The following is a 24,501-nucleotide window of genomic DNA, read 5'->3' as shown; positions in this document are numbered from 1 at the left end:
CGGACTCCAGCAATCCGACCGCAAACCCAAAACCAAACCCCACACACCCCCCACCGAACCCGTCACCGTCGCCGTACGCTGCGGCGGCACAGCCACCCAACACCCCACCCGCACACCTATCAACGCCTACGGGGACGGGCACCCGGGAGTATGACCCCTGAGCCCGCGGCATGATCCGCTGCAGCACATCCGCTGCCCGCCATGACCGGCGCACCCTGAAAAAGCGGCAGCGCCGCGAGCGTCCTTCCAGCCGGGGCGGGGCCAGGAGCAGACCGGGGCCCGGGTCGACGTCGGCCATCCACCAGCACATCAAGTCCATTCATCAGCAGATGTAGAAGGAGAGTTCCATGGAATTTGAAAACAAGGTTGTTCTGATCACCGGCGGCGGTTCAGGTATCGGCAAGGCCGCCGCTGCCCGTTTCCTGGCCGAAGGCGCCCGCGTCGTCATCAACGGCAGGAACGCCGATAAACTCAAGCTCGCTCTGGCCGAGCTTGACCCCAGCGGGGACCGGGTGGATGCCGTCGCCGGCAATATCGCCGATCCGGCCACCAGCCAGGAACTGGTCCGGGTGGGTGTTGACCGCTTTGGCGGCGTGGACGTGCTGGTCAACAACGCCGGGGTCTTCACTCCCAAGGGCTTCCTGGATCACACGCCGGAGGACCTGGAGCGCTACCTTGATCCCATTGTGCGCGGCACCTTCTTCGCCAGTCAGGCCGCGGTGCCGCAGATGATCAGCCGCGGCGGCGGGGCGATCGTGAACACCGGATCGCTGTGGGGTGCGATGGCGGTGGGGGCGACCCCGACCGCGGCTTTCTCCCTGGCGATGGCCGGCCGGCAGGCCCTGACCCGCAACCTGGCCATCGAACTGGCCGTACACCGCATCAGGGTCAACGCAGTCCAGCCCGGTGCGGTCGAAACGCCGATCTATGAAAGCTTCCTCAGCGCCGAGCAGATCCGCGAGGTCCTGCCGACCTTCGGCCCGATGCACCCGCTCGGGCGCATCGGACAGCCCAACGAGGTTGCGGACCTGATCGTGTTCCTGGCCTCCGCCCGTGCCGCGTTCATCACCGGCGCCGTCGTTCCGGTCGACGGAGGAGTCACCGCAGGTCTTCCCGCATGAGCCACCCACCGAACCCCGGTACCCCACCCGGAGCGAAAATCTGCGGTCGGGCAGATGCGACGGCGCGCGGCGTGGTCCGCCGCCCCCGCGCCGGAAGGCTCTGAATGGACGCCGCCGAGCAGGGTCTGTTCGCCGCACGACGGGGAGCACGGCACCCCGGCCTGGTTCCCGCCGAGGTGCTCGCCAGACTTGTCCGAGGTGCTCCAAGCGTCAACCATATGGAGGAGATGGCGTTGGACATGGGCCAGCTCCTGACCACCCAGTTCCCGGCGCTTGCAGGGGAGGCGCCGCGGATGCACGCGGTGCGCTTTCTCGACCGTATGAGGGCAGGAGCGGCCGTGATGTTCGAGCACTTCGGCGCTGCGGCTCCCGAAACGGCGTTGGCCTCACCAAGTGACACCGTCAGAGGCTGGGGTGCCTTCGCTACCGTGCTGGTGACGCGCGACCCGGGGTCGCGGGTCAAACTGCTGGTCCCCTTCGCCGCCGACTCCCACTTTGCGGTGCGCGAATGGGCATGGCTGGCACTGCGGGACCTGGCGGTGGCGCAGCCGCTGGTCGTCATGGACCAGCTGTGGCCGGTGGCCCAGAGCGAGGATCCGCTCTTACGCCGCTTCGCGGTTGAGTCGCTGCGACCCCGGGGAGTGTGGAGCCGGCACATCGCCCTCTTCAAGGATGAACCGGCCCACGCGGCGGCACTGCTGGACAAAGTTGCACCCACGGCATCGAAATATGTGCAGGATTCCGTTGCGAACTGGGTCAATGACGTGAGCCGCGACCACCCCGCGTGGGCGTCCTCCACCGTTGAGAGGTGGTGCCGCGACCACGGTCCGGCAGTGAAGCGGCTCGCGCGACGCGCGCTGCGCTCCCTCCCCGTACCGGCCGGCGGCACCGCGCCATAGCAGCGGACGACGCCGTCGCAGTGAAGTGAGAGGTCCGTTGGCTGAGGCTGGAACCGCCGAAGGGTGCGGTCCAAGGCGCCCTGATGCGGAACCGAAGACGGGAACCCTGAACCCACACCTGTCCTAGAACGCAGTGCCAGCCGGGGGTGCCATTGATAATCGGGACGGAAGTGGAGACGATGACTCCCACAGGCCTCGAACCGCACGAGGAGCACCTCGCCGGCTCCTCGGAACCGGTGCCGAGGAAGGGAGAGATTCATGGACAACGTCAGCCTGATGCTGGACACCTATCCGCGGGACCTCGGGACGATTGACCGAGAGAAACTCATTGAGTGCATCCAGGCGTGCTTCGAATGCGCGCAAGTGTGTACCGCCTGCGCGGACGCGTGCCTGAGCGAAGATCATCTGCCCAATCTCACCAAGTGCATCCGCGCCTGCCTCGACTGCTCGGACATCTGCTCCAGTGTCGGAAACGTACTTTCACGGCACACCGCATACGACGCCAATCTTGTGCGGGCCGTGCTGCTCGCCTGCGAAGCCGTCTGCCGAGCCTGCGCGAAGGCATGCAAGCCCCACGCCCGACACCACGAGCAGTGCCGGATCTGTTTCGAAGCATGCCGCCGCTGCGCAGCAGCCTGCCGCGAACTGGCCGCCACCCTAGGCTGAGAACCTCCGCCCGGTCAGGACCGGCCGCGCCCAAGTGCGGATTCGTTCCGCCGCTCCCACCAACACGGATTCGGCCAGATGAAAAGTACGAAACATATCCTCGATACCCCACCGGAGCGACCGGTCTGCCATCCTCGGAACCGGGGAAGCCCCATTCAGCAATCGATCCCCGGAGGGGCTGAGAGGAGCCGCCACTGGTGCCGGACGGAATCTCCCCGGAAAGTATCCGGGTGCCGACAAGGATCACAACGTTGAAGGTAAGCGCCGACAGCTGCCCGAGACCGGGGGTCACGACAGGTGCCCGCACCCTGGCCGTTCCAGAGCGACGATCGGCCGTGGAGACGAGGCCGCACCCAACGCCATCATGCTGCCCGCCTAACCGAATCAAAGCGAACCGGTCAACCATCATCCGCGCTTCGCATGCCGATGGCCCAGCAGGCATGGGGCATCCGGAGAGCAGCATTTCCACCAGTAACGGCGAACGCCGGAGGGAGTGTCCGGGCAGGCGTCTGCCGACCGATGGATCGGCGCGTCGGAAAGCAGTTCCATTCGAACCATCGAAGGAGGTCAGTAATGAATAAGTATGGCAAGTTCGCTCAGGAGAGGTGGAGGACCATGGCCTCGTCCCAGTACGCCCTGATTCCGGATCCGGACGAGTGGTTTCGGGAGCTGGGCGAGGAAGCTCTGTACCAGGTGGGGGAACTGCAGTACAAGCTGGCGGGTCCGGATACTGAATGCGAGAGCTACCTGGAGAAGGTGGGCCGGCTGAACGCCTCGAGAATTCTAGCCGAGGAAATCGTGCGGTCCGAGATGCTGACGCCGAACGTCAAGGAAACGGAGCACGGCCCGTCAGAGGAAAACCGAGTCGACCGCCAGCGGCGGGAAATCTGGACCAGGTATCGCTCGTTACTGAGCCTGCAACAGGAGCTGCTGGATGAGTACCAGAAGCTGGTGAAGAATCACCCCCACCAAAGGTAGAGGCCTGCGCCCCGGGTCTCCATTCCATGCCGGCGCAGCAAAACGCCGCCACGCCACCGCCATCGGGCTGTGGCCAGGTCCATCAGCGGCAGGCCACCGAATGTCCAGGGAAAACCCATCTGCGTGCACGGGATTCCTTTGACGGGACCGATAGCGCGCAGCGCGGTGGAGTCGTACGACGCGTGTCCTTCGCGTCCGACGGGTGGAATTGCTGGTCCCATGTCATGCACCGCCTTTGCCGGTACGCAGGGGCTGATCATCCGCCGAGCCCCGTGAAGCGGGTGCTCTGCGCGCCGGCCGGGATGCCGCCGGTCCCGCCGGCCCGGGATACCACAACGGGAAAAGGTGTGCCCGGGCGGTCATCCGCCCGGGCACACCTAATGGTTTTCCCGCCTCAACCCACTGTCGGTCGACAGCGCCGGCTTTCTACAGCCCGTACGTCTCCAGGAGCCTGAGCCAGACCTCGCTGACGGTCGGGAACGAGGGAACCGCGTGCCAGAGCCGGTCCAGGGGCACCTCGCCGGCAATCGCGATCGTCGCCGCGTGCAGCATTTCGGCGACCTCCGGCCCGGCGAACGTCGCACCGATGATGACCTTGCGGTCCTCATCAACGACGATCTGCGCCCATCCGGTGTAGCCCTCGGAGTGCAGGGCGGAGCCGGCCACCGCGATCGGCAGCGAGACCTCCGACGCGTTGACGCCGGCCTTGAGTGCCTGCTCGAGCGTGCGTCCGGCCATGGCGATCTCCGGATCGGTGAAGACCACCTGCGGCACGGCGTACGAGTTCGCCGTCGCGGCGAACCTGCTCCACGGCTGAATATCGTCGCCGAGGGTGCCGGCGGCACGGGCGGCGATGGCATCGCCGGCGGCGCGGGCCTCATACTTGCCCTGATGGGTCAGCACCACCTCGTCGGCGGCGTCACCAATGACGTAGAGCCAGTCACCTGCGCCGCGGACCCGTCCGCTGGCATCGGAGGGAAGGCCCTCCGGGCTCAGCCCGAGGCCCTCCAGTCCGAGGCCGTCGAGGGCCGGCCGGCGGCCGGTGGCCACGAGGAGCCGCTCGGACTCGATGGTGTCGCCGCTGTCGAGGGTCACCGTCACGGCGTTCTCGCCGTTCTTGGCGACGCTGCGCACTCCGGTGTTGGTCAGGACCCGGATCCCTTCCTTTTCGAAGGCATTCCCGACAATCTCGACCGCCGGCGCCGGGAATCCGCCAAGGATCCCGCTGCGGGCGATGATGGTCACCTTCGCACCCAGCCGGGAGAAGGCCTGGGCCAGCTCGGTGCCTGCGGCGCCTGCTCCGATGACGGTGATTGATTCCGGGACCTCATCAACGGCAACAAGGGCGCGGGTTCCCCAGAACGGGGTCTCATCGAGCCCATTGATGGGGGGAACCACGGGGACTGACCCGGTGGCGATCACGACGGCCTGACGGGCCTGGATCGTGGTGACCGTCCCGTCCTGGGCCGTCACCTCGACCTCACGCTCGCCCGAAATGCGCCCAAACCCGCGGGCCAGAGTAATTCCGGCCTGAGCCAGCCCCTGCGCCTGTCCCGAATCGTCCCAGTTGGCCACCATGGCATCACGCCTGGCAAACACCTTCTGCGCATCGAGGCTGCCGGTGATGGCTTCGCGTGCTCCGGGCAGGGACTGTGCGGCGTGGAGGGCCGCTCCCGAGCGGATCAGGGCCTTGGAAGGGATGCAGGCCCAGTACGAGCACTCGCCCCCGACCAGTTCGGACTCGACCAGCACGGCGGTCAATCCGCCCCGGACTGCGCGGGCGGCCAAGGTCTGTCCTACGGGCCCGCTGCCGATTACCACAACGTCGGTTGTCTGTGCGTCAGTCACTGTCAATGCCTTCCAAGAGGTTGAGCCGGACGTCTGCCTGGCTCCTGCGGTCCGGTAGCGGACCCAAATTCTGTACTCAACCACCCCGGCCGCAACGGCCGGTCGATAATTGGTAAACGCGGAACTTCAGCGCGTAGCCATGTAACGGTAAGATGACGACCTTCTATTCCCGCCTCCGCCGGGCCGCCAGGAGGAAACCGGGTTCCGGCCGGCCGTTCCGGGACAGCGAGCCCCTCAAGGTAGAGGGCAGATCAAAGGAAGCTCAGCGCGATGCCCAGGGCAGTGCCAGTTTGCCGCCGCCCGCGATTTCCAGAGGTGAACCATCGGCCATAAACCCCGCAGGATCCTGCTGGGCGTCACGAGCGGGCCGGGGGGAAAATGCCCTGAAGCAGGACCCTTACAGCCTCACCCGCAGCTTCGAGCACCGGTTCATGGCGCCGGTCGGGGTCCATCCGGGGCCTTGGTCAGCCGATGGGTTCAGGCATGGGCACAACCTCGTACGCCACGGCAATGGAGTGCCCCGTTGCGGGATCGGTCATCTCAACGCGCCAGGTCGAGGCGAACTGGTTGACGCCCTGGATCATGGGCACGGTCCCTGACATGAGCACCGTGCCGGGTTCATGCAGACCCATGTCGGTGAGGACCCCAAGCCAGTAGCCGGGGGAGAGCAGCGCGCCAAGGGTGCTGTCCTGAATCAGTTCCTCCCGGCCATCCGAACCAACCCACGCGCGGAGCGTGATCCTGTCCAGGTGATCCTCGACGTCATGAAGCTTCCACGCTTCCCGGCCCAGGACATCGGGGCTGGCGTTTTTGCTCCAGGCCACGCCATGAACCTCAAGCACACGGTCGGTATGGTCGCAGGCGGCCGTGATCAGGATGCCGCTGCCGGTGATGACCAAAGCCCACTCAGCCTCGCCCGACGTTCTTGCATGCTGCACGCTCACTTCACCGGTCTGTTGCGCCAGATAGGGCGAGATGGGGTAGAGGGCGGGTACGACAGAAGGGCCGGGAATGCCCAGCTCGGCAAGCTCGGCAATGTGCGCCTCGACCTTTTCCGCCTCCACACCTGAATGGCCGGCATTGAGGAGGTGAGTTACCCGGACGTCCTGCCTCGTCCCGTCCGCCAGGTCGAAGGAAAGAGTCGTCATCAGGTCGTCCTTCTTCGGCAAATCGGAGCATGCGGATTGCGAGACCACCACCGGCCGGGACTCACCCCGGGCAGTGGCGGCCGGCCAGGGCTTGTCGAGCTTGATTCAGCGCCTTCACTGTGCACGTAGTGAACGGCCGCCACGGTCCTGTACCCGCCGCCGGGCGGCCGGCACCGTCCACGGCCGATCCCTGAGAGCCCAGACAAATCTATCGCTTCAGGATGTCCAGCGGCCAGTGCCACCGGCGCCGCTTTGCTCCCGGAGCCACGGTGAGTGATCACTCCATCCGCAGTGATGCTCCTGGATGCGGAACGCGACCTCGGCCGCTCCCACTGCCCAATGCCGCCCACCGTGCACCACCCACCGTGCACCACCCACCGTGCACCACCCACCGTGCACCACCCACCGTGCACCACCCACCGTGCACCACCCACCGTGCACCACCCACTGTGCATTACCGTGCACCGCGCACCGCCGCCGCTTCGCATGCGATGCGGCAAGCCGCTACCCCCTGTGAAAAAGCTGGTGAGCATCCCGTCTGGCAGCCAGCAGGCGCAGGCGGGCTGAGGGAGGTTCCTTGAAGGCTCCGTCATAACGTTTGCGATCCTCCCACTGCCCCTTCGGCGGCACCGGCAGATGGCCCCAGGCGGCCTCTTCATGCACATGTACGCATTGATTTTCAGGGCACTGGACACCACCACCCAGCGTGGCTCCTCCCCGCGCCGGTGAGATCGATGGAAGCACGGCGCCCCACGGGCCAGGGCGCCCCGATGCGACAGGACAAGCAAGGTATCCACCGATGCAGAGGTCGACAAACCGCCGATGAGCAAGAACGAACCCGCATCCTTCACCCCTACTTCTCCCAGGAGGACGCAGACCAGGTCCGGGCGGCGTTCCTGGCTGCAGGGCAGGCCGAAGGTTACCGGCCGGTGACAGACCTGATCGAAGCGGCCGTGCTGCGGGAAGTGAAGCGCCTGCAGCGCAGACACAACCAGGGCAGGAAATGGGCACCGGTCAAGGCCGGAGCGCGGCGCCCGGGCCGGCGGACCCTCGCAGAAGAGAAAAACCGGGCCCGGTGAACCTCCTCGTCACGGAACACGGCACAGGGCAGAGGCGATTAGTGCTTCTCCGACAGGTGGAGGAGACCGTTCGAGGTGTACCGGGACTTCGTCATTGAGGGCAAGTGCCTGCGTATCGGGATTCAGGAGTGGGAAAAGGCAGACAGGCCCCCGAGGAAGTCCCGCTCCCCACTCCCGGCACGCGAGAGCTCGCAGTCGAGCAGATCGAGCGATTTCTTGTGCGCAGGTCCCTCAGAGTGCGTCATTGGGGGCGGGGACCGGTAGCTGATGTGCGCCTGCAGGGCGCAGGCCGTCAAAAATAATGGCGAGGTACCGCTGCCATAGATCTGGAGCCGGAGACGGCAAGTATTCGACCACGTGGTTGGGAGCGCACATCAGCAGGATGACATCGGTTGCGGTGACGTCGGTGCGGATGGCGCCAGCTGTCCGCGCATTGTCGACTAACACGCTGACCGAATCGTAAAGGCGGGTCCGCACCCCGGAGACGCGGTCGTCTGATTCGCCGGCGCGGAGCAGGAATGAGACGTCGTACTGCTCGCGCTGAGCTGAGGCGACCGTCAGAAATTGCAGCAGCGCCGCTCCGGCGTCTTCGGCGCCTTCCAGGTGTTCGGCGACATCGATCAGTGCGCCTATGTGCTTGCCCACAATCGCGGCGATCAGGTCATCTTTGGAGGCGAAGTGGCGGAAGAACGTTCCTTTGGCGACCCCCGCGCGGCGCACAATGTCGAGCACGGAAACGTCGGGGCCTTTGGCCTCGAATTCGATCTCTGCAGCGTCCAGCAGCAGTTCGTGGTTGCGTGCCGCGTCCGAGCGCAGGGGCCGATCCGGAGTCATCATAGCGCCAGCCTATCAAGATGACCTTGCGGTCCGTTCTTAGAAGGCGACCCCCGGGGCTGGTGGGCCCAAGTCAGTCCGCCGCAGTCGTCCACACCCGCATTGACCCGCTCCATTGCGGAGGCCACGCGCGCGGCCCGCAACAGAAGCGGCTGGAGGTCATCCAGTCGAAAGTTGACCCTAGGGTCACATTCGTATAGATTCGATAACTCAACGTGACCCACCGGTCCGTTTGTTGGGTTTGGCCAGTCTGGCCGGCCCGGTGATGAAGTGGAAGGCAATTTATGGAACTGCGTGACAGTACTGCTCTTGTGACCGGAGCGAACCGGGGCATTGGCCGCCACTTCGCCCTGGAACTGATACGCCGTGGGGCGAAGGTATACGCTACGGCGCGCCGTCCTGAGCTCGTGGACATTCCCGGGGCCCACGTGCTGCGTCTGGACATCACGGACGAGGCGTCGGTGGCGGCGGCGGCCGCGTCCGCCCTCGATGTTGATGTCCTGATCAATAATGCCGCCTCCACCGCAGGCGGGGATCTGGTGACCGGAGACCTGTCCGGGATCCGGGAAACGATGGACTCGAATTACTACGGCACACTGCACATGATCCGGGCTTTCGCGCCGATCCTTGCCCGAAACGGCGGCGGCGCCGTCCTGAATGTTCTCTCTGCGGTCGCGTGGACCACCGTCGCAGGTAATGCCGCCTACGGGGCGGCGAAATCCGCGGAATGGGGGCTCACCAACGGGGTCCGCCTGGAGCTGGCAGGGCAGGGCACCCTGGTGTCGGCGCTGGTGCCCGGGGTAACCGCCACAGAAACGATGCGCGATTATGCCAAGGTGGCGGGTCTGCAGATCCGTGACGGGGCCATGAATGAACCCATCGATTTGGTGCGGTTGGCCCTCGATGGCCTGGAAGCCGGCGAGATTGAAATTCTTGACCGGTTCGGGGTGGAGGCGAAGGCGACTCTCACCGGCCCACCTCAGGCGTTCGATCTGGAAAAGGCCCTCGGATGACCCGCAATCGGATCTGCCCAATTATCACCCGACGCTGGTCCCGCGACGGTGATCACGGTAATTCCCACGTCTCTGTGCCCGGCACGGCCGAGACAGCGAGGAAGAAATGAGCAAGTCCGTGATCGTGGAAGCGTTCGGCGGGCCGGACGTGCTGCATGTCCGGGAGGTTCCGGCCCCGCACGCCGGGACCGGTCAGCTACGGATCAAAACGGCAGCGGCCGGGCTGAACCCGATGGACTGGCTGATCATCGCCGACGATGCCCTCGGTGCCGAATTCGGGGTGCACCCACCCACCGGGTTCGGTTACGACTTCGCTGGCGTCGTTGACGAGGTCGGAGACAGCGTCACCGGGTTCAAGGTCGGCGATCGGGTGTTTGGCGGAGCCATGTCACGAGCGGCCGCCGAGTTCATTCTCGCCGATCCCGCAACCGATGAAGTGCGGCACCTTCCGGATTCCCTCGACTTCGTCACGGCGAGCACCCTGCCCGTCGCGGCTCGCACCGCGGCCGCGGTCATCGACACCATGGGCATCACCCACGGCGATACCGTTCTGGTCGGTGGCGCCGCCGGCGGTGTCGGGGTCCTCACCGTCCAGCTCGCCCAGCTTGCTGGTGCCCGGGTCATCGGAACCGGCTCGCAGGACTCATTCGAATTCTTGCTGGGCCTGGGCGTGGAACCGGTCCAGTACGGGCCCGGCCTCATCGACCGGGTGCGGGCCATTGCCCCCGGGGGGATTTCCGCTGCGGCGGACCTGTTCGGCAGCGAGACCGCCCACGTCGCCCTGGCCCTGGGAGTGCCCGGGTCCCGGGTCGCGACGATCGCGACCCAGGACCCCGGCCTCGCGGCCACAAAAACGGGTGCCGCCAATTCCGCCGCCGACGCTCTGACCACCATCGCCGCCCTGGTCGCCGATGGCACCCTCACCGTATCGATCGCGGCCCAATACCCCTTGCGCGACATTCGCAGCGCGGTGACCCGGCAAGCCTCACGGCACCTGCGCGGAAAGATCGTCCTCACCGTGTAGCCAACCCGGCCGGCGCCGATTCCCTACGCCGCAACCTCGTCCGAATCGGCGCCCATGACCTGACCCGCTGCACCTGCTGACCCGCGGTCTTCTCACGGGTGTGCACGCGCACCAGCCAATCTCTGCACCACTTCTGGAGGAACGCATGAAAGCTCTCATCGCTACCGGCCATGGGCCGCTGAAGGACAACCTTGAGGTCACTGACCTGCCAATCCCTGTTCCAGGGGCCGGGCAGATGCTCGTCAAGATCGCGGCCGCGAGCATCAACGCCACCGACGTCGTCGTCGTCACCGGCGGCTACCAGGACATCTTCCCGATCACATTCCCCTACGTTCCGGGCAACGATTTCGCCGGAACGGTGACCGCGATCGGCCCCGGGGTGAGCGCGTACCAGGTCGGAGACGAAGTGTTCGGGCAAGCCATGCCCCACCAGCTCCGGGCAATCGCCTCCGACACGCGCCCCTCCGTGAGCACCGGTGCCCTGGCGGAGTACGCAGTCTTCGAGACCGACACCCCGCTCATCGCCCACCGGCCTTTTTCCGTATCGGTAGAACACGCCGCAGCTCTCGCGATCGTCGGCACCGCCGCACGCGCGGTGATGAAGACAGCGAACATCATGTCCGGTGAAACCGTGTTCGTGATTGGCGCCACCGGCGGCGTCGGAACCGCCCTCGTTCCGCTTCTGGTCGCGGCCGGTGCTCGAATCACCGCCACCGCCGGGTCCGCCGCCGATGGCGAGCTTCTCCGCCACCTCGGCGTCCACGAGGTGGTCGGCTTTGACGCCGCCGGCTACCCCGACCAGGTCGATGCCGTCTTCAATCTCGTCCTTCCAGCGGACCGGCTGCCCTCGGCCGGCGCCTCCCTCCGTCCCGGAGGCCGGATCGTCAGCATCATCTTCCCCGCACCCTCCCTCGAGCAACTGGGCAGAGACGATGTGGACATCCACTTCGTGATGGACATGGAAGGAACATTCGGCGGCATGCAGGACGTCGCTGACGCCGCGGCCAGCGGGCTGCTCTTCCCCACGATCGCTGCCGTCCACTCCCTTGAGGACAGTGTGGCCGCGGTCGTGGCGCAGAGCCGTGCAGCGAGGCCGGGCAAAGTGGTCGTGACGATGTGACCGAGCCGTCCGCGCCCCTCCCACTGTCCGTTCTGGACACCACCATCACGACCCCCGGCATGACGGTTGCCGAAGCACTCGGACACAGTCTGACTCTCGCCCGCCATGCCGAAGATCTGGGCTACACCCGTGTCTGGTACACCGAGCACCACAATCAGGCCGGCGTCTCATCGGCTGCGACCTCCATAGTCATCGGTTACGTTGCCGCCCATACGCGCCGCATCCGGGTCGGCTCCGGCGGGATCATGCTCCCCAACCACCCGCCTCTGGCGATCGCGGAACAGTTTGGCACACTCGAAAGCCTTCACCCGGGCCGCATCGACCTCGGAGTGGGACGCGCGTCCGGCAGCAGCCCCGCGACCATGCGCGCACTCCGACGAGACCCCACCGCGACCGCCAAGTTCCCCGGCGACGTCGCCGAACTGCGGTCTTTCCTCAGCGACCACAGCGCCGTCACCGGTGTAGAAGCGATTCCCGGCCGCGGAACCAACGTACCCGTGTTCATCCTCGGTTCGTCCACCGACGGGGCGAAGACCGCTGCGGCCCTCGGGCTGCCCTTCGTTTTCGCCGGCCACTTCTCACCCGCGGCCATGGAGGAGGCCACCACCGTCTACCGGCACCGCTTCGAACCATCGCCCACAGTGTTAAGGCCCTACCTCATCGTCAGCGCCAACCTCATCGCAGCCCATACCGAGGAGGCCGCCCGTACCGAATACCGCGGGATGCTCCGCAGTGAGGGCCGCAAAGCGGCAGCCCACATCGGAGCCGACCACTTCTCCGACCTGCAGATGGACGAGGTCCTCGACGCCGGGCTGGGCGATCAACTAGCCGGAATGTTCCACAACACCGCCCTCGGAACAGGTCCCCAGGTCGCGCAGACCCTCCGGACCCTTGCCGAACGCTCCAACGCCGACGAACTGCTTCTCGTGCCCCAGGCGGTGCAGCCCCAGGCCCGCCTCCGAGCCCTTCAACTCACCGCCGCCACCTGGAACATGAAATAGAACCCCTCCAAGACACCGCACTGGCCGGTTGTAACGAATCTCGGGGGTGGTCTTGACCGGTCAACGCTCGGCCCCTCGTCGATGATCGGCAAGTGATCGAGATGGTGCGTGACTACGGGTTCACGGCCGAGGCACTCGGTGCCCCCACCGCTGCCGCCCCGAAGCACTTCAGCCTTAGGTGCCGACCGGTCGTCCATCTTCAGCACCAGCACCAGCACCTTCGAGTTCCGGTGGAGCGTTCCCCTCCTCATCTCACGTTTTATCCGTTCGGACACCGAACGCGCTTAGGCTGCGGAGACCAGAGCGGGAAAAGCCAGTAGGAGGTAATCGACGTAGGTGTCGCTCAGGCCCTGGTCGCGCAAGTACTGGTAGCTGACAGGTGTTTCGGGTCCTCGGTGGTGCGGATTTTCGGTGAAGAGGCGGGGCGCGTTGGGCTCGAGAATCGCGGCGCGTCCGAGCATGACGAAATCGCAGCCTGCATCCATCACCGCGGATGCCTGCGCTCCGGTCATCACCTTCCCGCTGGTACCTATCCGCGTTCGCTTGCGATCCAGTTCGGTGAAAATGCTGAGGACGGGTCGATTCTCGAATCCTGGTTCAACAGCAATAGCGTTGACATCCCAAGGGGCCAGGTCGAGGTAGTCGATGGCTTCACGGTGCATTGCTTCCTGCGCTACGTCGCGCAGCTCGTAAAGCGAGATACCGTAGCGCTCGGTGGACAACCGTAGTCCAATTTGAAAGTCAGGACCGGTTTCCCGGCGCATGCCGTCAAGGATCTCGAAAAGCAGCCGCGATCGTCCCTCCAGGTCGCCGCCGTACTTATCAGTCCGCCGGTTCGCGATCGGAGACAGTGACATGGAGATGATCCAACCGAAGGCCCCATGAACCTCCGCTCCGTCGAAGCCCGCCCGTTTTGCCCGGACTGCTGCGGTAATAAAATCGTCGCGGAGTTGCTCTACTTCGGCCGTGCTCATCTGGCGGGCACCAGGAGCTCGGGACATCGCGTACGGTTGCCCGTATTGCCCGCCAAGGCTGCGTTCACCGCCGTGGTGTAACTGCACGGAGGAGGCGCTGCCGGCGTCGCGGATGATCGAAGCGATTTCGGTCAGTCCGTCAAGGTGCCGGTCGTCGTAGATGCCTGGCTGCCCGGCGAATGACTGTCCGTTGCGCTGCACATTCATGCCGGCGGTCATGATCATTGAGTACCCTCCGGCGGCGACGAGACTTATCCAGGACAGGTCGTCCTCTGATGCGGTGCCGTCCGGGTTGCTCTGATTATTTGTCATTGGGGCAAGAAGCATCCGGTTTTTCAGTGCAGGGCCGTGGGCGAGGTGAAGGGGTTCTAGGAGTGACATCAACGTTTATCTCTCTCGGTGTAGGCCGAGAGCAGGCTCAGGCTTTTAGGGCGACGGATTCTGGGCGCGCTCAGCGGCAAGAATTGCTTCCACTAGTCCGGGTACCCGAGCAGACAAATCCTCCAAACGGAGGGTGGCTACTATTGCCGTGCCCTGATAGTGCTGCTCGATCACGCCGGCTTCGCGAAGAACTCGGAAGTGATGGGTCTGCGTGGACAGGGAAACCGGCAGGTCGAACTGACTGCAGTATTGCGCAGGGGGCCCGTCTGCCAGCTGGCGGACTATTCTTCGACGCGTAGGGTCGGCCAGCGCGGCCATTACACCATCCAGCGAGATAGAAGCCTGATCGGGGTGATCCAACGTGCGCATGAAACCCTTCCTTATACCTTTACCTGCTCCGATCATAGTGAACGTTATTACGAGTTTGATCGTATTACGATAGCTGGCGTAGAACAACCCAGCCCGCGCCGGACTGCCGACTTCACAGCCAGGGCAGGGCGAGTGGTGCCCGTAACGCACCGGAGCCGGTACGGCTGCGGCGCCCACGGACGCCCGACGACATTCCTAGCCGGTCAGTGTCTGGGACGAATCCCTTAGCGGGCGGCTCGTAGGGGCGGATTTATCGCAGCAGCGGGGCGATTATTGTGGGCACGAAGCCCCGAGAACTGGCATGAGACCAGGATGAGTATCTGGTGTGCTTCCTCCGCTTCAGGAAACTCGCGGATGATCTTTGCAGAGCTCCGGGGGGCCCGTAGGGGATCCCTCACCGCGACGCTTTCTCGGACGGGTCTAATTCGGTGATTTCGTGATCCTTGTGAGGAAGAACCGCTTCGAGAGTCCGACACCAACGACCACCGGGTACGAGAGGTGCGCCCGGAGAGGATGGTGCGGCCGTCTAGAGTGGGCCAATGCCCATCAACGCGCTGCTGCTGCCGGTCATCTCCTCGAGCCTGGACGTGGACAGCCGGAGCAGGGTTCTGGCCCTGCGGGCCGTGGAATCGCTCCGGGACGCCGGACATGAAGCGGCGCTTGTGGATCTGGCCGAGGCGAATCTGCCGGCGTTCGACAACGGTGCGGCCTTCGATAACGCCCGGTTCAAGGAAATTTATGACCTGATCCGTACGGCCGATGCGGTGGTGCTGGCGTCCCCGGTCTACAACTGGGGGCTGGGCAGCAACCTGAAGAATCTGATCGAGACCACCGGGGCCACCTGGGAAGGGCAGCGCACGGCGGCTTGGTTCGACAAGGTCGTGACCTTCATATGCGCCGGAGGCCTGCCGCACAGCTACATGGGCTACACCGGCCTGGCCGGTGCGATGATGCTCGACTTCAAATGCGTCATCAACCCCTACGCCGTGTACTCCACGGACAGGGACTGGGACGGTCCGGAGGCACCCTCGGGCCAGTTGCTGGACCGGCTGGAAAAAACCATGACGGTCCATATGGAACTTGCCACACTGCTCGGAGGCCGAACGTACTCCTCCGGGTGGGAAATATGAGCAGCAGATCCGCCCACCGGCATCGATAAGGCACGGAACGTAGTTAGGTCACCCCAGCGGCCCTATAACCTGCCGGAATAATTGAGGGTATTCGGGTAGCGGTCAGGATTTTTCTGCTGGATCCTGCATCACGCGTTCTGCTGTTCGAAGGACGCGATCTGTCGGATCGAAGCGACAGCCGCAGGTACTGGTTCATGGCAGGTGGACGAGTCGAGGGCAGCGAATTCCTCCTGGAGGCCGCTGATCGCGAGATGGGGGAGGAAACCGGCCAGTCCGGGGCGCGGCTGGAAGGCGCTTTCGAGCAGCGCGGGTTCGATTTCCTGAACCATGGGGTGCTCCAGCACCAGACGGAGAACTTCTTTGCCGCCCGGACCGCTGATCCATCGGTGGGAACTGCCGGCTGGACCGGGCTGGAAGAACAGGTCGTGACCCGGTGGCAGTGGTAGCCAGAGGCCGAGCTGGACGCCGCTGGCGTGGAGTACTTCCCTGATGACACGGCGGATCTGGTGCGTATCGCAGACCAACTCATTCAGGAGGGTTTCCACCCGCTCCTATGGCGGATTCCTCAACCGGGCACATTGTTGAGGTGGGCCGAATGGTTGAGTTCGATGATGCAGCGGTCGTGGGTGAAGCCGTCTTCGCGCAGGCGGGTGATGCCCCCTGGTGTGGCGGAGAACTTCGCGTGGCCGGCGTCGTCCAGGGGCAGTTTGATCCACGCGCTGATGAGGTAGGTCAGGGTGCCGCCGTGGGTGACGATGATCGAGTGTTCGGCGTCGGCCTGTAGTACCCGGTCGAGGGCGCGGTAGGCGCGGGTTGCCCACTGGCGGCGGGTTTCGGTTCCGGGAGTGCCGGGGTGATGGTCCATCCGGCCGGGCCCCGAAGGCGGGGCGAGGAACGGGGTTGTTCCGGGTGTTTTTCCCTCGGCTTCGCCGTAGGACCGCTCCCGCAGGTCCGGGTCGGTGGCGGGCAGGATGCCGAGTGCGCGGGCGATCGGGTCCGCGGTCTGTTGGGCACGGAGCAGGTCCGAGGTGACCAGATGCACGCTGCCTCCCTCCGGAATCAGCCCCACGAGATGGTGGGCGATGTCTTCTGCATCCGTCTGCCTCGTGTGGTGAGGGAGGAGTCGTACCAGCCCCCGACCAGGTCTTTGGTGACGTGGGTGGCCTCGGGATGGGTGGCGATGTAGATGCTGCGCATCGCTGGAGCGTATCCGCCTGTTCCTACCCGCCGGACACCGGTCCACGAACCAATCGGGTGAACACAGGGTGCCGGACCCTAGAGTGAGGGGATGCCCCGGGACGCCGCGAAAGTCGCCTGCTACGTCGTTCACGAGGGGCACCTCCTGGTGTTCACCCACGACGAGATGCCGATGACTGTGACCGGGGTGCAGATCCCGGCCGGTTCAGTCGAGCCGGGAGAGTCCCCGGAGGACGCTGCGGTCCGTGAACTCTTCGAGGAAACCGGACGGCACGGCCAGGTGGTGCGCTGCCTCGGCATTCAGCGCTATGACCTCAGGCCGACCCGGGACGAGGTCGCCGTGCGGCACTATTTCCAGATGCGGATGACGGCCGCCGACGTGGCTGAGCGGTGGACAGCCGGAGAGTCCAACCCATCCCATAGCGGCGCGGGCACCAGCTGGACCTGCTGGTGGATACCTCTCACCGATGCACACGTTCTCGCAGCAGGATTCGGCGCTCTGCTCGGTTCCATGCTCGCGGGAAACACCGCCCGGTAAGGACCCCTCAATGGGACTCGCCTGCTACCGCGGTCTCGTCTCCTCCAGGGAGCGGATGTAGGCCGCGTTCCCGTTGATTGCGGGTTTGTACCGCTGGATGTCCGGGGTCCCCACGAATTCCGCCACCACCTCCAGCAACAAGGCGATGGATTCGTTCGGCTGGCCGGCAGCGTGGAGGGTGATGGCTTCGAAGACTCCGAGCTCCGGGGACCCGGGAAATGCGGTACGGGCTTTCCCGAAGATCTCGCCCGACTTTTCGTACTCGCCCAGGTTTCTCAGTGTCGATCCGTACTGCAGGTAGCACCGGCGCAGCAGGTCACCCTCCAGCCCGGCAGCCAGCGCCTTCTCGTAAAATCCCTGTGCGATGTCCTCCTGGCCGGCCGTGTCATAGGCGCCGCCGACCTCGTAGAGCACCCGCGCGTTCTCCGGGTGGGATGCGCAGAGGGGGAGCAAAGCATCAATGGTTGGCTGCATGTTGTCGCGGTCCCGGTCCGCGAAGATCAGGTCGAGCTCTTCGTCCAAAGGCATGACGCCACTCTCGCACAAGCGCGCTGGACGCGCCCGTAAGCCGATCGGTCATCGTACGCAAGTGAGCCCCACGTGGGCACGTACGAGAACGGTTCTTAAGCGGTGGTCGGTAAAGGGGGGACGGTGCCGCGTCCCGGTGGGTCTCACGGCGGGCAGATGGACGTGCCGTTGGTGGTCGTGCAGCCCATCTCGTCCCGGGAACTGTTCCTGGGCAGCAGCACGAAACTCGGCAACGCGGTCCACCTGTACGAATCGGTGGGATTCGTCCATGTACCCCTCTCGGACCTTGGCCCGCTGCCCTACCGCCGGGCCGATGTGTATATGAAGTACCCCCTCCACTGAACCCCGTCTCCGGCGCTGGTCCACGATGCTTCACGGCTCCAGCCCGGGGGCCAGAATGATGGACTGACCCACGAGGGGTTCCCGGCCCGTCCTGCCTAGAGACAGCGGCCGGGTTTTTGGACAGGCGCCAACGCCACAGCGGGGGTCACCGTCGACCGGGGAGGTGCCGAGTCCGACCAGGAGCGGGGCGCGCTTGCCGGAGCCGGAACCCACTCGACCGCCTCCCTTTCGCGCTCCTGCACCCCGCCTATTGACTCCGTCGGGAAGAGAAGGGCCAGCGTTTGTCCTTCATTGCCTGAACTGTCCGACTTCAGTCCGTCAGTTCAGTCACGGCGACATCGCGCCAGAACGCATAATGCTCCCTGATGTTCTGTGCGGAGTCCTTGGGCTGTGGGTAGGTCCATGCGGCATCCACGCTCTGCGTGCCGTCCATCTCACGGTTGGTGTACTCTTCCCGACCCGTCGACGGGCGAGTTCCCTGCGGAGGGCTCTGCCGGAATAATCCTTCTTCGACGGAGGCCTTCGGGAAGGGCTGGTTGCCTTCGACCATCACGATGCCCGCAGACTCTGCGGAGGTCGGCTCGTTACAGACTGCCCTGCCATGGTTCCTCGGTTCCATCAAGGTTTCATGCCCGTGTGCTGCTTGGTCCCACTGTTCCAGTTATCGCGCCGGGTGTGAAGTGCATTCCGGCGGAAGGACGTCCACGGGGACCATGACTGATCCGGCCGCCCAAGCGGGAGGTCGGGGGGTCCTTCCCCGGACCGGTGCCGTACCCGAGCAAGGGAGCACGCCAGGCACCGACGGTTCACGCCCCGGGCACCGATGTCGCCTCTATCGTCCCCGGCCTGCCGCAGGTACCCTTCGTGCACCGGCACCCCTGGAAGTCTTCAGTGGACGATCCGGTACCGGGCCCACAAAGAGGTGTGAATACCGCTTCAGGTTTTCTGCCGTCCGTCCAGCCGGTAGGCCTGGAAGTCGGTACGGCTGCGGACGGGCTGGCCGACGTCGGCGGCTAGGCGGCCGCGGTCGTCGGTGGGGTGGTGTCGGGGTTGTTCTCCTGGCGCCGACGATGGCGGATCGTTCTTCTTTTGGAGGGGCTGCGCCGCGGTAGGACCGCTTAGCCAGGCACTGACATCAGCGGGGTCGTAGCGGGTGGTGCGGGGTGTGAGGGCGTACCAGGGTGGCCCGGTGCCGGCCCGTCGCCACCGGGCGAGCTGCCGGATGGATAGACCGAAGTGCGCGGCCACCTCGCGGGGGCTGAGCAGGATCTTCTCGGTTGTCATGACAGCACTTCTCCTCGGGTCAGTCCGCCGTCCGATCCGCCGGGCGAACCGGGCGTGGGTATGGGTTTTGGACACCGTTCCTTTCCGCACGAAGTGCCTTCCCTGCCTGCGGGGTGAATGGGCCAGCCGGAGTCCGAGGGTCCGTGGAATACCGGAGGGAGCGCAGCGAGTGAGGATATGCCGCGAAAGCCCCCGGCGCAGGCTTGCCCCGAGAGGAGCAGGCGGTACGCTGGGCAGCCGGAAGGGACGGCGCAGCCGTCGAAAAAGAACAGGCGCGCAGCGGCCATTGAAGAAGCTTCTGCCGTAGAGCCGGCACCCACCCAGAAAGGGACCGCCCGCGGCAGGTCGGCAAGCGGAGCGAGCTGGGAACTTGGGTCCCACGTAAGACTCCGGATTATTGAGGCGGCCCCTCCCGAGGAGAGCGCAGCCCGGACCCCGCATCTGCGAGAACCGAGGAAACACCCCGCACCCCTCTGCCGGCGGCAATTGCCGCGCTATGGCAGATCGAGGCGCGCGATACCGGGGTAGCGTGGCTGGTAGGCGCTAGAAAGGCGGCATCCGTGTCCATCATCGACAATGCGGTCTACGCACGGGGGTATCGGACCGAAAACCCCCAGAGCCTTGAAGAGACATTTGACATCCTGAAGAAGTGCCAAGGAATGGCGTGGATCGGGCTGTACCGGCCGGAGCTGCAGGAAACTCAGGCAGTGGCCGATGAGTTCGGGCTGCATCCGCTGGCGGTCGAGGACGCAATGCAGGGCCACCAACGATCGAAGCTGCAGCGATACGGAGACACCCTGTTTCTGGTGCTCCGGCCCGCCCGGTACCTCGATGATGTCGAGAAAGTCGATTTCGGTGAGCTGCACCTGTTCGTTGGACCGAACTTCGTCGTGACCATCCGTCATGCCGAGATGCTGGATATCGGCATGGTGCGCCGCCAGCTGGAAGCGGACCCGGCCCGGCTCGCGCAGGGCCCACAGGCTGTCCTGCACGCCCTACTGGATGAGGTGATCAACCAGTACCTGCCGGTCCTCGCCGGTGTGCAGAATGACATCGACGAAATTGAGGACCAGCTTTTTGAAACCGACAATGACGTCGCCCGGCGGATCTACGCGCTTTCCTGCGAGGTCATTGACCTGCAGCGGGCAACCCAGCCCCTTGTCCCCCTGCTCGAGGCGTTACAGGCAGGCGCGGAAAAGTATGGGCTCGAACCGGAAGTGCAGCACGGCCTGCGCGACGTGCAGGACCAGGTCCAGCTCATCGTGGACACGGTCAATGCGTTCCGCGCCCTGCTGCAGAACGCCTTGACGGTCCACGCCGCCCTCGTGGGCCAGCGTCAGAACGAGGAGATGCGCAAACTTTCAGAGTCCAGCCTGAGACAGAATGAGGAGATGCGCACCCTTACAGAGTCCAGCCTGAAACAGAATGAGGAGGTGAAAAAGATCTCATCCTGGGCGGCCATCCTGTTCGGTCCGACGCTGGTCGGCACCATCTACGGAATGAACTTTAGGGTCATGCCGGAGTTGGAGTGGGCCTTCGGCTACCCGTTCTCCATCGCCTTGATGGTTCTGATAGGTCTGGGACTGTATGCGTCCTTCAAATACCGTAAATGGCTCTAGGGCCGCCGCAGCAGTGGACGGCGGCACGTCGATGCGGTCCGATGGCACCGGATCAGCGCCAGGAGAGAGGCGGTTGATGTACCTCCACATGGGGCCCATGCCGGTGATGCCCGCCTTCCCGGATTGCTCCATTGACGAGTTGCCGCCGAACAAAACCCGCGCGGTTGCCCCTTAGGCAGCCGGCCGCAACCGCGGCAGGGTCCGGGCCGGGGCCGGACCCGGTTGGCCGAGAAGCCGTATTCCAGGAAACGGACTGCCAGCGGTGAACACGATCACCGGGCCGTGTGCGGATGCTACGCGACCCGCCGCCGGCCAGACGAGAGCACGAATGAGTGCATGGGGGCGTGCAAGAGCCATCCGCGGGGACAGGTTCACCGCGCAGTGCGCGGGATCATGCGTGGGGCATCGGCCCTGCGATGGTCACGCGCGTCCGCCCCGAGCCCGCCGCACCGCCTCCTCTATGGATGCTTCGGCAGCCGGTCCGGCTGCCGAGGCGTTACCGAGCAGAATCGTCCATTGTTCCCCGGGCCACCCCAGGTTCGGCACCTGCAGTTTCAATGCTCCATCCGCGGATCAGCCGGGTTCAGATTGCGGGCCCTGCCGTGCGAGGAAGGCCAGGATGCGGGTCCGATCGAGCCGGCACGGTACTCCTCAAGGGGCACCCGGTTCTCCGCCCATGCTTTGAGGACCGGCTCGATGATGCGCCAGCAGTCTTCTGCTGTATCACCGCGTACCGAAAGCGTGGGATCTCCGGCGAGGACGCCGTCGAGCACCTCTCCGTAGGGGAGCAGGTCCGTTTCATTAAGCTGGGCGCTGAGGGTGGTACGGTCCAGTGAAAAAATATCACCCGGTCCGTTCACGTCGAGCTCGAGTTGCAGCGTGTCCGGTCCGAACCCGATGCGCAGCTTCGCCGGCTCGTCCCGCCCGGTGAAGCCGACCGGAAGGTGACTGACCGGCCGGAATGTGATGACGGCCTCCTTGCGCTTGACGCCGAGCGCCTTGCCGGAACTTAGGATGAAGGGCACACCGGACCAGCGCTCGTTGTTGATCGAGACGGTGATCTCGGTGAGAGTCTCGGTGTCCTTTGACGCGTCCACGCCGGGCTCGGCGGTGTAGTCGGGGATCTGCCGGTCACCGATCATGCCTGCGGTGTACCGGGCGCGGCGGCTGCTGCCGGGGTTGTCCAGATCCACGGTACTGGCCCTGAGAGTCAAGCCGATATGGTCACGCAGGTCCCTCTCACGCAGGGTCGACGGTGCATTGAGTGCCAGGAGGGCCATGACGTGCAGAAGATGGCTTTGGGTCATATCGCGCAGGGCGCCCACGCCGTCGTAATAGCGTGCGCGGTTCTCAAGCGCGAGGTCCTCATCGAAGATGATCTCGACCTTCTCAATGTGCAGGTTGTTCCAGACCGGCTCCAGGACCCGGTTCGCGAAGCGCAGGCCAAGGATGTTGAACACCGTCGACTTGCCCAGGAAATGATCCACACGGTGGATGTTGTGCTCGGGCACAAGATTCACGAGCATCTCATTGAGCCTGTGAGCGCTGGACTGGTCCGTCCCGAAAGGCTTTTCCATGACGAGGCGCGTGTTCTTGGGCAGGGAATCCGCACCGAGGACGCTGCACGCGGCCTGGCTGACGGCAGGGGGCAGGGCGAAATATATCGCGACCGGACCCTCGAGAGTCTGTACGAGGCCGGCCAGCCCGTCCTGCGTGACGTCAATGAAACGGTATGAGCTCTCGTTGCGCACCCGCATCAGCGACGCGCGCCCGGCGTCATCGGCCTTACCCATGGCGTTCGCGAAGGCGCCGTCGATGCGCTCCTGCCACTGCCCGTCCGTCCAGTCATCCGAGCCGGCCCCTACGAGCTTCAGCCCGTCAACACGCCCGAGCCGGATCAACCTCGCCAGACCCGGTAAGAGAAGGCGTCCGGTCAGGTCGCCCGAGGCGCCCAGAATCAGCAGCGTTTTGACGCGGTTATCGGCCTCGAGGGAGAGGTTGTCCTGTCCCGCCAGCGAGGAAGTGTCCATATCGTCACCCTGTCACTCATTGATGCACGTGTGCTGTCTACCCGGCTCGATTGCTCCAACCGGCCAAAGCCGATGTCCCCGCCTCACCCCTGACACGTTCCTAAGGGTGCGCTGCCGGCAGCCCACCTTGCTGCGGGGCGGAACTGAGCCTGATCAGGGGTGGCCGCCGAACTCCAACCACTCCTGGCGCGTGCACGGGCACGGTCCGGCGGAGGCGCCCCGCAGAACCCCACAGCCCCGCCCAGCGGGTGAGCCCTCAATGGAGACGTCTTCCCAGGGATCCAAGGCGTGCCAGCCTTTCGTCGGACTGCCCCGGGTGGAGAGGCCTCCCCAAGGACCAAAGGCGCGCCCGCATCTGCGGGTCCATGGCCTTCACAATGTGCGACCGCGGTCCATCGAGCAGGACCCGCAAAGGGGGGGTCCTAGTGTCGACCAGGGCAAGAATCGCAGGGCCCGTGGCCTCGGGCCGCTCGTTCCCACCGCCGTCGGGCAAGGCAGTGCGAACCATGTCGTAGAGGGGCAGCCTGCTGGCAGGCTGCGCTGTGCCTTCCAGGGAGTCCGAATCGAGGGTACCGGGGTCAACGACCGTCACTTTGATTCCAAATGATAAAACCTCCGGCGCCAGCGAACCGGCCAGGCCCTCCAGGGCGAAATTTGAGGCATGATAAGCGCCGGTGTTCGGGTACCCGGTCAGACTGGCAATGCTGCCAACGAGGAGGATGTGGCCGCTGCCCTGAGCGCGTAATACGGGGATCACGGCCTGCGTCAGCCAGATGGCGCCGAAGATGTTTGTCTCGAACAGTGTCCGGAACTCCTGCTCCGTGACCTCTTCGAGGGCGCCGAACTGGCCGTACCCGGCGTTGGTGACGACGACGTCGAGCCGCCCAAAATGCTCCGCCGCCTGCTTGACCGCTAACCGCGCGGCACTCTGGTCGGTGCCATCCAGTTTGATCACCATGACCGCCTCGCCGTACGCCTCGACGAGGTCAGCCAGCCTGGAAGGATCACGGACGGCAGCCACTACCCGGTCTCCACGCTCGAGCGCGGCGGCAGCCCAAATCCGGCCGAAGCTGCGCTCCGCACCACTGATGAGCCACACCTTGTTGTCCCTGGACATTACGGCCTGCTCTCGTTTGTGAATCGTCAATCGCCGTGCGCATGGACGACGGTACTGTTCTTCAGGGGCGCGGTGTGTCGGGCACGGCAAGCGCAGCGCGCCGGCGGGGCACGTCAGCTGAGTTGTTCAAGCCCCCGGTTCGGTGCGGGTGGGGTGTTGGGTGGCTGTGCCGCCGCAGCGTACGGCGACGGTGACGGGTTCGGTGGGGGGTGTGTGGGGTTTGGTTTTGGGTTTGCGGTCGGATTGCTGGAGTCCGATGAC

At 65.1% G+C, this 24,501-nt stretch carries 26 protein-coding genes; 14 read left to right on the top strand and 12 right to left on the bottom strand.

Features of this window, described 5'->3' with window-relative positions:
- The first annotated feature begins 347 nt into the window (after positions 1 to 347).
- The 4 genes from QZX79_RS16330 (at position 348) to QZX79_RS16315 (ending at position 3,664) form a co-directional block, all read left to right on the top strand.
- A complete protein-coding gene (locus tag QZX79_RS16330; protein ID WP_294569915.1) occupies positions 348 to 1,121 on the top strand; it encodes an SDR family NAD(P)-dependent oxidoreductase in 774 nt (257 codons plus the stop codon).
- A 104-nt stretch (positions 1,122 to 1,225) separates the two neighbouring features.
- Complete coding sequence (locus QZX79_RS16325) at positions 1,226 to 2,020, top strand: hypothetical protein (RefSeq protein WP_294569913.1); 795 nt, start codon at positions 1,226 to 1,228, stop codon at positions 2,018 to 2,020.
- Between the two features lie 258 nt (positions 2,021 to 2,278).
- Positions 2,279 to 2,686, top strand: a complete 408-nt coding sequence (locus QZX79_RS16320; RefSeq protein ID WP_294569911.1) for a four-helix bundle copper-binding protein — start codon at positions 2,279 to 2,281, stop codon at positions 2,684 to 2,686.
- Positions 2,687 to 3,259: 573 nt separating this feature from the next.
- The gene (locus tag QZX79_RS16315; protein ID WP_294569910.1) at positions 3,260 to 3,664 is read left to right on the top strand and encodes a TnpV protein; all 405 of its coding nucleotides are present in this window, start codon (positions 3,260 to 3,262) and stop codon (positions 3,662 to 3,664) included.
- Between the two features lie 426 nt (positions 3,665 to 4,090).
- On the opposite strand, the gene QZX79_RS16310 is transcribed toward QZX79_RS16315, so the two are convergent.
- Positions 4,091 to 5,512, bottom strand: a complete 1,422-nt coding sequence (locus tag QZX79_RS16310) for an NAD(P)/FAD-dependent oxidoreductase (protein WP_294569908.1) — start codon at positions 5,510 to 5,512, stop codon at positions 4,091 to 4,093.
- A 464-nt stretch (positions 5,513 to 5,976) separates the two neighbouring features.
- Entirely contained in the window at positions 5,977 to 6,660 is a 684-nt protein-coding gene (locus QZX79_RS16305) for a DUF2848 domain-containing protein (protein ID WP_294569906.1), read from the bottom strand.
- Positions 6,661 to 7,394: 734 nt separating this feature from the next.
- Between QZX79_RS16305 and QZX79_RS16300 the strand changes: the two genes are divergently transcribed.
- Positions 7,395 to 7,739, top strand: coding sequence for a ParB family protein (locus tag QZX79_RS16300; RefSeq protein WP_366485080.1), 345 nt, complete (start codon positions 7,395 to 7,397; stop codon positions 7,737 to 7,739).
- A 231-nt stretch (positions 7,740 to 7,970) separates the two neighbouring features.
- On the opposite strand, the gene QZX79_RS16295 is transcribed toward QZX79_RS16300, so the two are convergent.
- A complete protein-coding gene (locus QZX79_RS16295) occupies positions 7,971 to 8,576 on the bottom strand; it encodes a TetR/AcrR family transcriptional regulator (protein WP_294569904.1) in 606 nt (201 codons plus the stop codon).
- 281 nt (positions 8,577 to 8,857) lie between these two features.
- Between QZX79_RS16295 and QZX79_RS16290 the strand changes: the two genes are divergently transcribed.
- From QZX79_RS16290 to QZX79_RS16275, 4 genes are all read left to right on the top strand, one after another.
- Positions 8,858 to 9,586 carry an SDR family NAD(P)-dependent oxidoreductase gene (locus QZX79_RS16290; RefSeq protein ID WP_294569903.1) on the top strand — a complete coding sequence of 243 codons (729 nt, stop codon included), beginning with the start codon at positions 8,858 to 8,860 and terminating at the stop codon, positions 9,584 to 9,586.
- Positions 9,587 to 9,692: 106 nt separating this feature from the next.
- Positions 9,693 to 10,610, top strand: coding sequence for an NADP-dependent oxidoreductase (locus QZX79_RS16285; protein WP_294569902.1), 918 nt, complete (start codon positions 9,693 to 9,695; stop codon positions 10,608 to 10,610).
- A 145-nt stretch (positions 10,611 to 10,755) separates the two neighbouring features.
- Entirely contained in the window at positions 10,756 to 11,730 is a 975-nt protein-coding gene (locus tag QZX79_RS16280; protein WP_294569901.1) for an NADP-dependent oxidoreductase, read from the top strand.
- Positions 11,727 to 12,731, top strand: a complete 1,005-nt coding sequence (locus QZX79_RS16275) for an LLM class flavin-dependent oxidoreductase (RefSeq protein WP_294569899.1) — start codon at positions 11,727 to 11,729, stop codon at positions 12,729 to 12,731. The genes QZX79_RS16280 and QZX79_RS16275 overlap by 4 nt, the downstream gene beginning before the upstream one ends.
- A 284-nt stretch (positions 12,732 to 13,015) precedes the next feature.
- Here QZX79_RS16275 and QZX79_RS16270 read toward each other — a convergent pair whose 3' ends face one another.
- Entirely contained in the window at positions 13,016 to 14,086 is a 1,071-nt protein-coding gene (locus tag QZX79_RS16270; protein ID WP_294569897.1) for an NADH:flavin oxidoreductase, read from the bottom strand.
- Between the two features lie 45 nt (positions 14,087 to 14,131).
- Entirely contained in the window at positions 14,132 to 14,455 is a 324-nt protein-coding gene (locus QZX79_RS16265) for a helix-turn-helix transcriptional regulator (RefSeq protein WP_294569895.1), read from the bottom strand.
- Between the two features lie 539 nt (positions 14,456 to 14,994).
- On the opposite strand from QZX79_RS16265, the gene QZX79_RS16260 reads away from it, so the two are divergent.
- Together QZX79_RS16260 and QZX79_RS18625 are read left to right on the top strand one after the other, a co-directional pair.
- On the top strand, positions 14,995 to 15,585 hold the full coding sequence (locus tag QZX79_RS16260) for an NADPH-dependent FMN reductase (protein ID WP_294569893.1): 591 nt from the start codon (positions 14,995 to 14,997) through the stop codon (positions 15,583 to 15,585).
- A gap of 77 nt (positions 15,586 to 15,662) precedes the next feature.
- Positions 15,663 to 16,031, top strand: coding sequence for an NUDIX domain-containing protein (locus tag QZX79_RS18625; RefSeq protein ID WP_366485083.1), 369 nt, complete (start codon positions 15,663 to 15,665; stop codon positions 16,029 to 16,031).
- A gap of 119 nt (positions 16,032 to 16,150) precedes the next feature.
- On the opposite strand, the gene QZX79_RS16250 is transcribed toward QZX79_RS18625, so the two are convergent.
- Both QZX79_RS16250 and QZX79_RS16245 read right to left on the bottom strand, forming a co-directional pair.
- On the bottom strand, positions 16,151 to 16,627 hold the full coding sequence (locus QZX79_RS16250; protein ID WP_294569889.1) for a histidine phosphatase family protein: 477 nt from the start codon (positions 16,625 to 16,627) through the stop codon (positions 16,151 to 16,153).
- A 17-nt stretch (positions 16,628 to 16,644) separates the two neighbouring features.
- Positions 16,645 to 16,782 carry a hypothetical protein gene (locus tag QZX79_RS16245; protein WP_294569885.1) on the bottom strand — a complete coding sequence of 46 codons (138 nt, stop codon included), beginning with the start codon at positions 16,780 to 16,782 and terminating at the stop codon, positions 16,645 to 16,647.
- 91 nt (positions 16,783 to 16,873) lie between these two features.
- Between QZX79_RS16245 and QZX79_RS16240 the strand changes: the two genes are divergently transcribed.
- Positions 16,874 to 17,320: an NUDIX domain-containing protein gene (locus QZX79_RS16240; protein WP_294569883.1), complete on the top strand. Its 447-nt coding sequence runs from the start codon at positions 16,874 to 16,876 to the stop codon at positions 17,318 to 17,320.
- A 24-nt stretch (positions 17,321 to 17,344) separates the two neighbouring features.
- Here QZX79_RS16240 and QZX79_RS16235 read toward each other — a convergent pair whose 3' ends face one another.
- Positions 17,345 to 17,848, bottom strand: coding sequence for a tetratricopeptide repeat protein (locus tag QZX79_RS16235; protein ID WP_294569881.1), 504 nt, complete (start codon positions 17,846 to 17,848; stop codon positions 17,345 to 17,347).
- A gap of 168 nt (positions 17,849 to 18,016) precedes the next feature.
- Here QZX79_RS16235 and QZX79_RS16230 point away from each other — a divergent pair, with 168 nt between their 5' ends.
- Positions 18,017 to 18,190, top strand: a complete 174-nt coding sequence (locus QZX79_RS16230; RefSeq protein ID WP_294569879.1) for a hypothetical protein — start codon at positions 18,017 to 18,019, stop codon at positions 18,188 to 18,190.
- Positions 18,191 to 18,500: 310 nt separating this feature from the next.
- Here QZX79_RS16230 and QZX79_RS16225 read toward each other — a convergent pair whose 3' ends face one another.
- Together QZX79_RS16225 and QZX79_RS16220 are read right to left on the bottom strand one after the other, a co-directional pair.
- A complete protein-coding gene (locus QZX79_RS16225) occupies positions 18,501 to 18,809 on the bottom strand; it encodes a DUF427 domain-containing protein (RefSeq protein WP_294569877.1) in 309 nt (102 codons plus the stop codon).
- Positions 18,810 to 19,126: 317 nt separating this feature from the next.
- The gene (locus QZX79_RS16220; protein WP_294569876.1) at positions 19,127 to 19,474 is read right to left on the bottom strand and encodes an AlpA family transcriptional regulator; all 348 of its coding nucleotides are present in this window, start codon (positions 19,472 to 19,474) and stop codon (positions 19,127 to 19,129) included.
- Between the two features lie 560 nt (positions 19,475 to 20,034).
- Between QZX79_RS16220 and QZX79_RS16215 the strand changes: the two genes are divergently transcribed.
- The gene (locus QZX79_RS16215; protein WP_294569874.1) at positions 20,035 to 21,093 is read left to right on the top strand and encodes a magnesium and cobalt transport protein CorA; all 1,059 of its coding nucleotides are present in this window, start codon (positions 20,035 to 20,037) and stop codon (positions 21,091 to 21,093) included.
- A 554-nt stretch (positions 21,094 to 21,647) separates the two neighbouring features.
- Here the strand turns inward: QZX79_RS16215 and QZX79_RS16210 are convergent.
- Positions 21,648 to 23,123: a glucose-6-phosphate dehydrogenase gene (locus tag QZX79_RS16210; RefSeq protein ID WP_294569873.1), complete on the bottom strand. Its 1,476-nt coding sequence runs from the start codon at positions 23,121 to 23,123 to the stop codon at positions 21,648 to 21,650.
- A 256-nt stretch (positions 23,124 to 23,379) separates the two neighbouring features.
- Positions 23,380 to 24,240, bottom strand: a complete 861-nt coding sequence (locus tag QZX79_RS16205; protein WP_294569872.1) for an SDR family NAD(P)-dependent oxidoreductase — start codon at positions 24,238 to 24,240, stop codon at positions 23,380 to 23,382.
- Between the last annotated feature and the right edge of the window lie 261 nt (positions 24,241 to 24,501).

It is taken from the genome of uncultured Arthrobacter sp., from assembly GCF_902805515.1.
In the GTDB taxonomy this organism is placed as follows: domain Bacteria; phylum Actinomycetota; class Actinomycetes; order Actinomycetales; family Micrococcaceae; genus Arthrobacter_D.
This window is presented reverse-complemented; position numbering and strand designations above follow the sequence as displayed.

Bases quoted from the DNA above. Each gene is read 5' to 3' on its own strand.
- QZX79_RS16330 (WP_294569915.1), top strand. From the start codon at position 348: ATGGAATTTGAAAACAAGGTTGTTCTGATCACCGGCGGCGGTTCAGGT.
- QZX79_RS16225 (WP_294569877.1), bottom strand. From the start codon at position 18,809: ATGGAACCGAGGAACCATGGCAGGGCAGTCTGTAACGAGCCGACCTCC.
- QZX79_RS16315 (WP_294569910.1), top strand. From the start codon at position 3,260: ATGAATAAGTATGGCAAGTTCGCTCAGGAGAGGTGGAGGACCATGGCC.
- QZX79_RS16220 (WP_294569876.1), bottom strand. From the start codon at position 19,474: ATGACAACCGAGAAGATCCTGCTCAGCCCCCGCGAGGTGGCCGCGCAC.
- QZX79_RS16270 (WP_294569897.1), bottom strand. From the start codon at position 14,086: ATGTCACTCCTAGAACCCCTTCACCTCGCCCACGGCCCTGCACTGAAA.
- QZX79_RS16205 (WP_294569872.1), bottom strand. From the start codon at position 24,240: ATGTCCAGGGACAACAAGGTGTGGCTCATCAGTGGTGCGGAGCGCAGC.
- QZX79_RS16325 (WP_294569913.1), top strand. From the start codon at position 1,226: ATGGACGCCGCCGAGCAGGGTCTGTTCGCCGCACGACGGGGAGCACGG.
- QZX79_RS16295 (WP_294569904.1), bottom strand. From the start codon at position 8,576: ATGATGACTCCGGATCGGCCCCTGCGCTCGGACGCGGCACGCAACCAC.
- QZX79_RS16305 (WP_294569906.1), bottom strand. From the start codon at position 6,660: ATGACGACTCTTTCCTTCGACCTGGCGGACGGGACGAGGCAGGACGTC.
- QZX79_RS16320 (WP_294569911.1), top strand. From the start codon at position 2,279: ATGGACAACGTCAGCCTGATGCTGGACACCTATCCGCGGGACCTCGGG.
- QZX79_RS16280 (WP_294569901.1), top strand. From the start codon at position 10,756: ATGAAAGCTCTCATCGCTACCGGCCATGGGCCGCTGAAGGACAACCTT.
- QZX79_RS16260 (WP_294569893.1), top strand. From the start codon at position 14,995: ATGCCCATCAACGCGCTGCTGCTGCCGGTCATCTCCTCGAGCCTGGAC.
- QZX79_RS16235 (WP_294569881.1), bottom strand. From the start codon at position 17,848: ATGCCTTTGGACGAAGAGCTCGACCTGATCTTCGCGGACCGGGACCGC.
- QZX79_RS16245 (WP_294569885.1), bottom strand. From the start codon at position 16,782: ATGCGCAGCATCTACATCGCCACCCATCCCGAGGCCACCCACGTCACC.
- QZX79_RS16210 (WP_294569873.1), bottom strand. From the start codon at position 23,123: ATGGACACTTCCTCGCTGGCGGGACAGGACAACCTCTCCCTCGAGGCC.
- QZX79_RS16285 (WP_294569902.1), top strand. From the start codon at position 9,693: ATGAGCAAGTCCGTGATCGTGGAAGCGTTCGGCGGGCCGGACGTGCTG.
- QZX79_RS16290 (WP_294569903.1), top strand. From the start codon at position 8,858: ATGGAACTGCGTGACAGTACTGCTCTTGTGACCGGAGCGAACCGGGGC.
- QZX79_RS16240 (WP_294569883.1), top strand. From the start codon at position 16,874: ATGCCCCGGGACGCCGCGAAAGTCGCCTGCTACGTCGTTCACGAGGGG.
- QZX79_RS16265 (WP_294569895.1), bottom strand. From the start codon at position 14,455: ATGCGCACGTTGGATCACCCCGATCAGGCTTCTATCTCGCTGGATGGT.
- QZX79_RS16300 (WP_366485080.1), top strand. From the start codon at position 7,395: ATGGAAGCACGGCGCCCCACGGGCCAGGGCGCCCCGATGCGACAGGAC.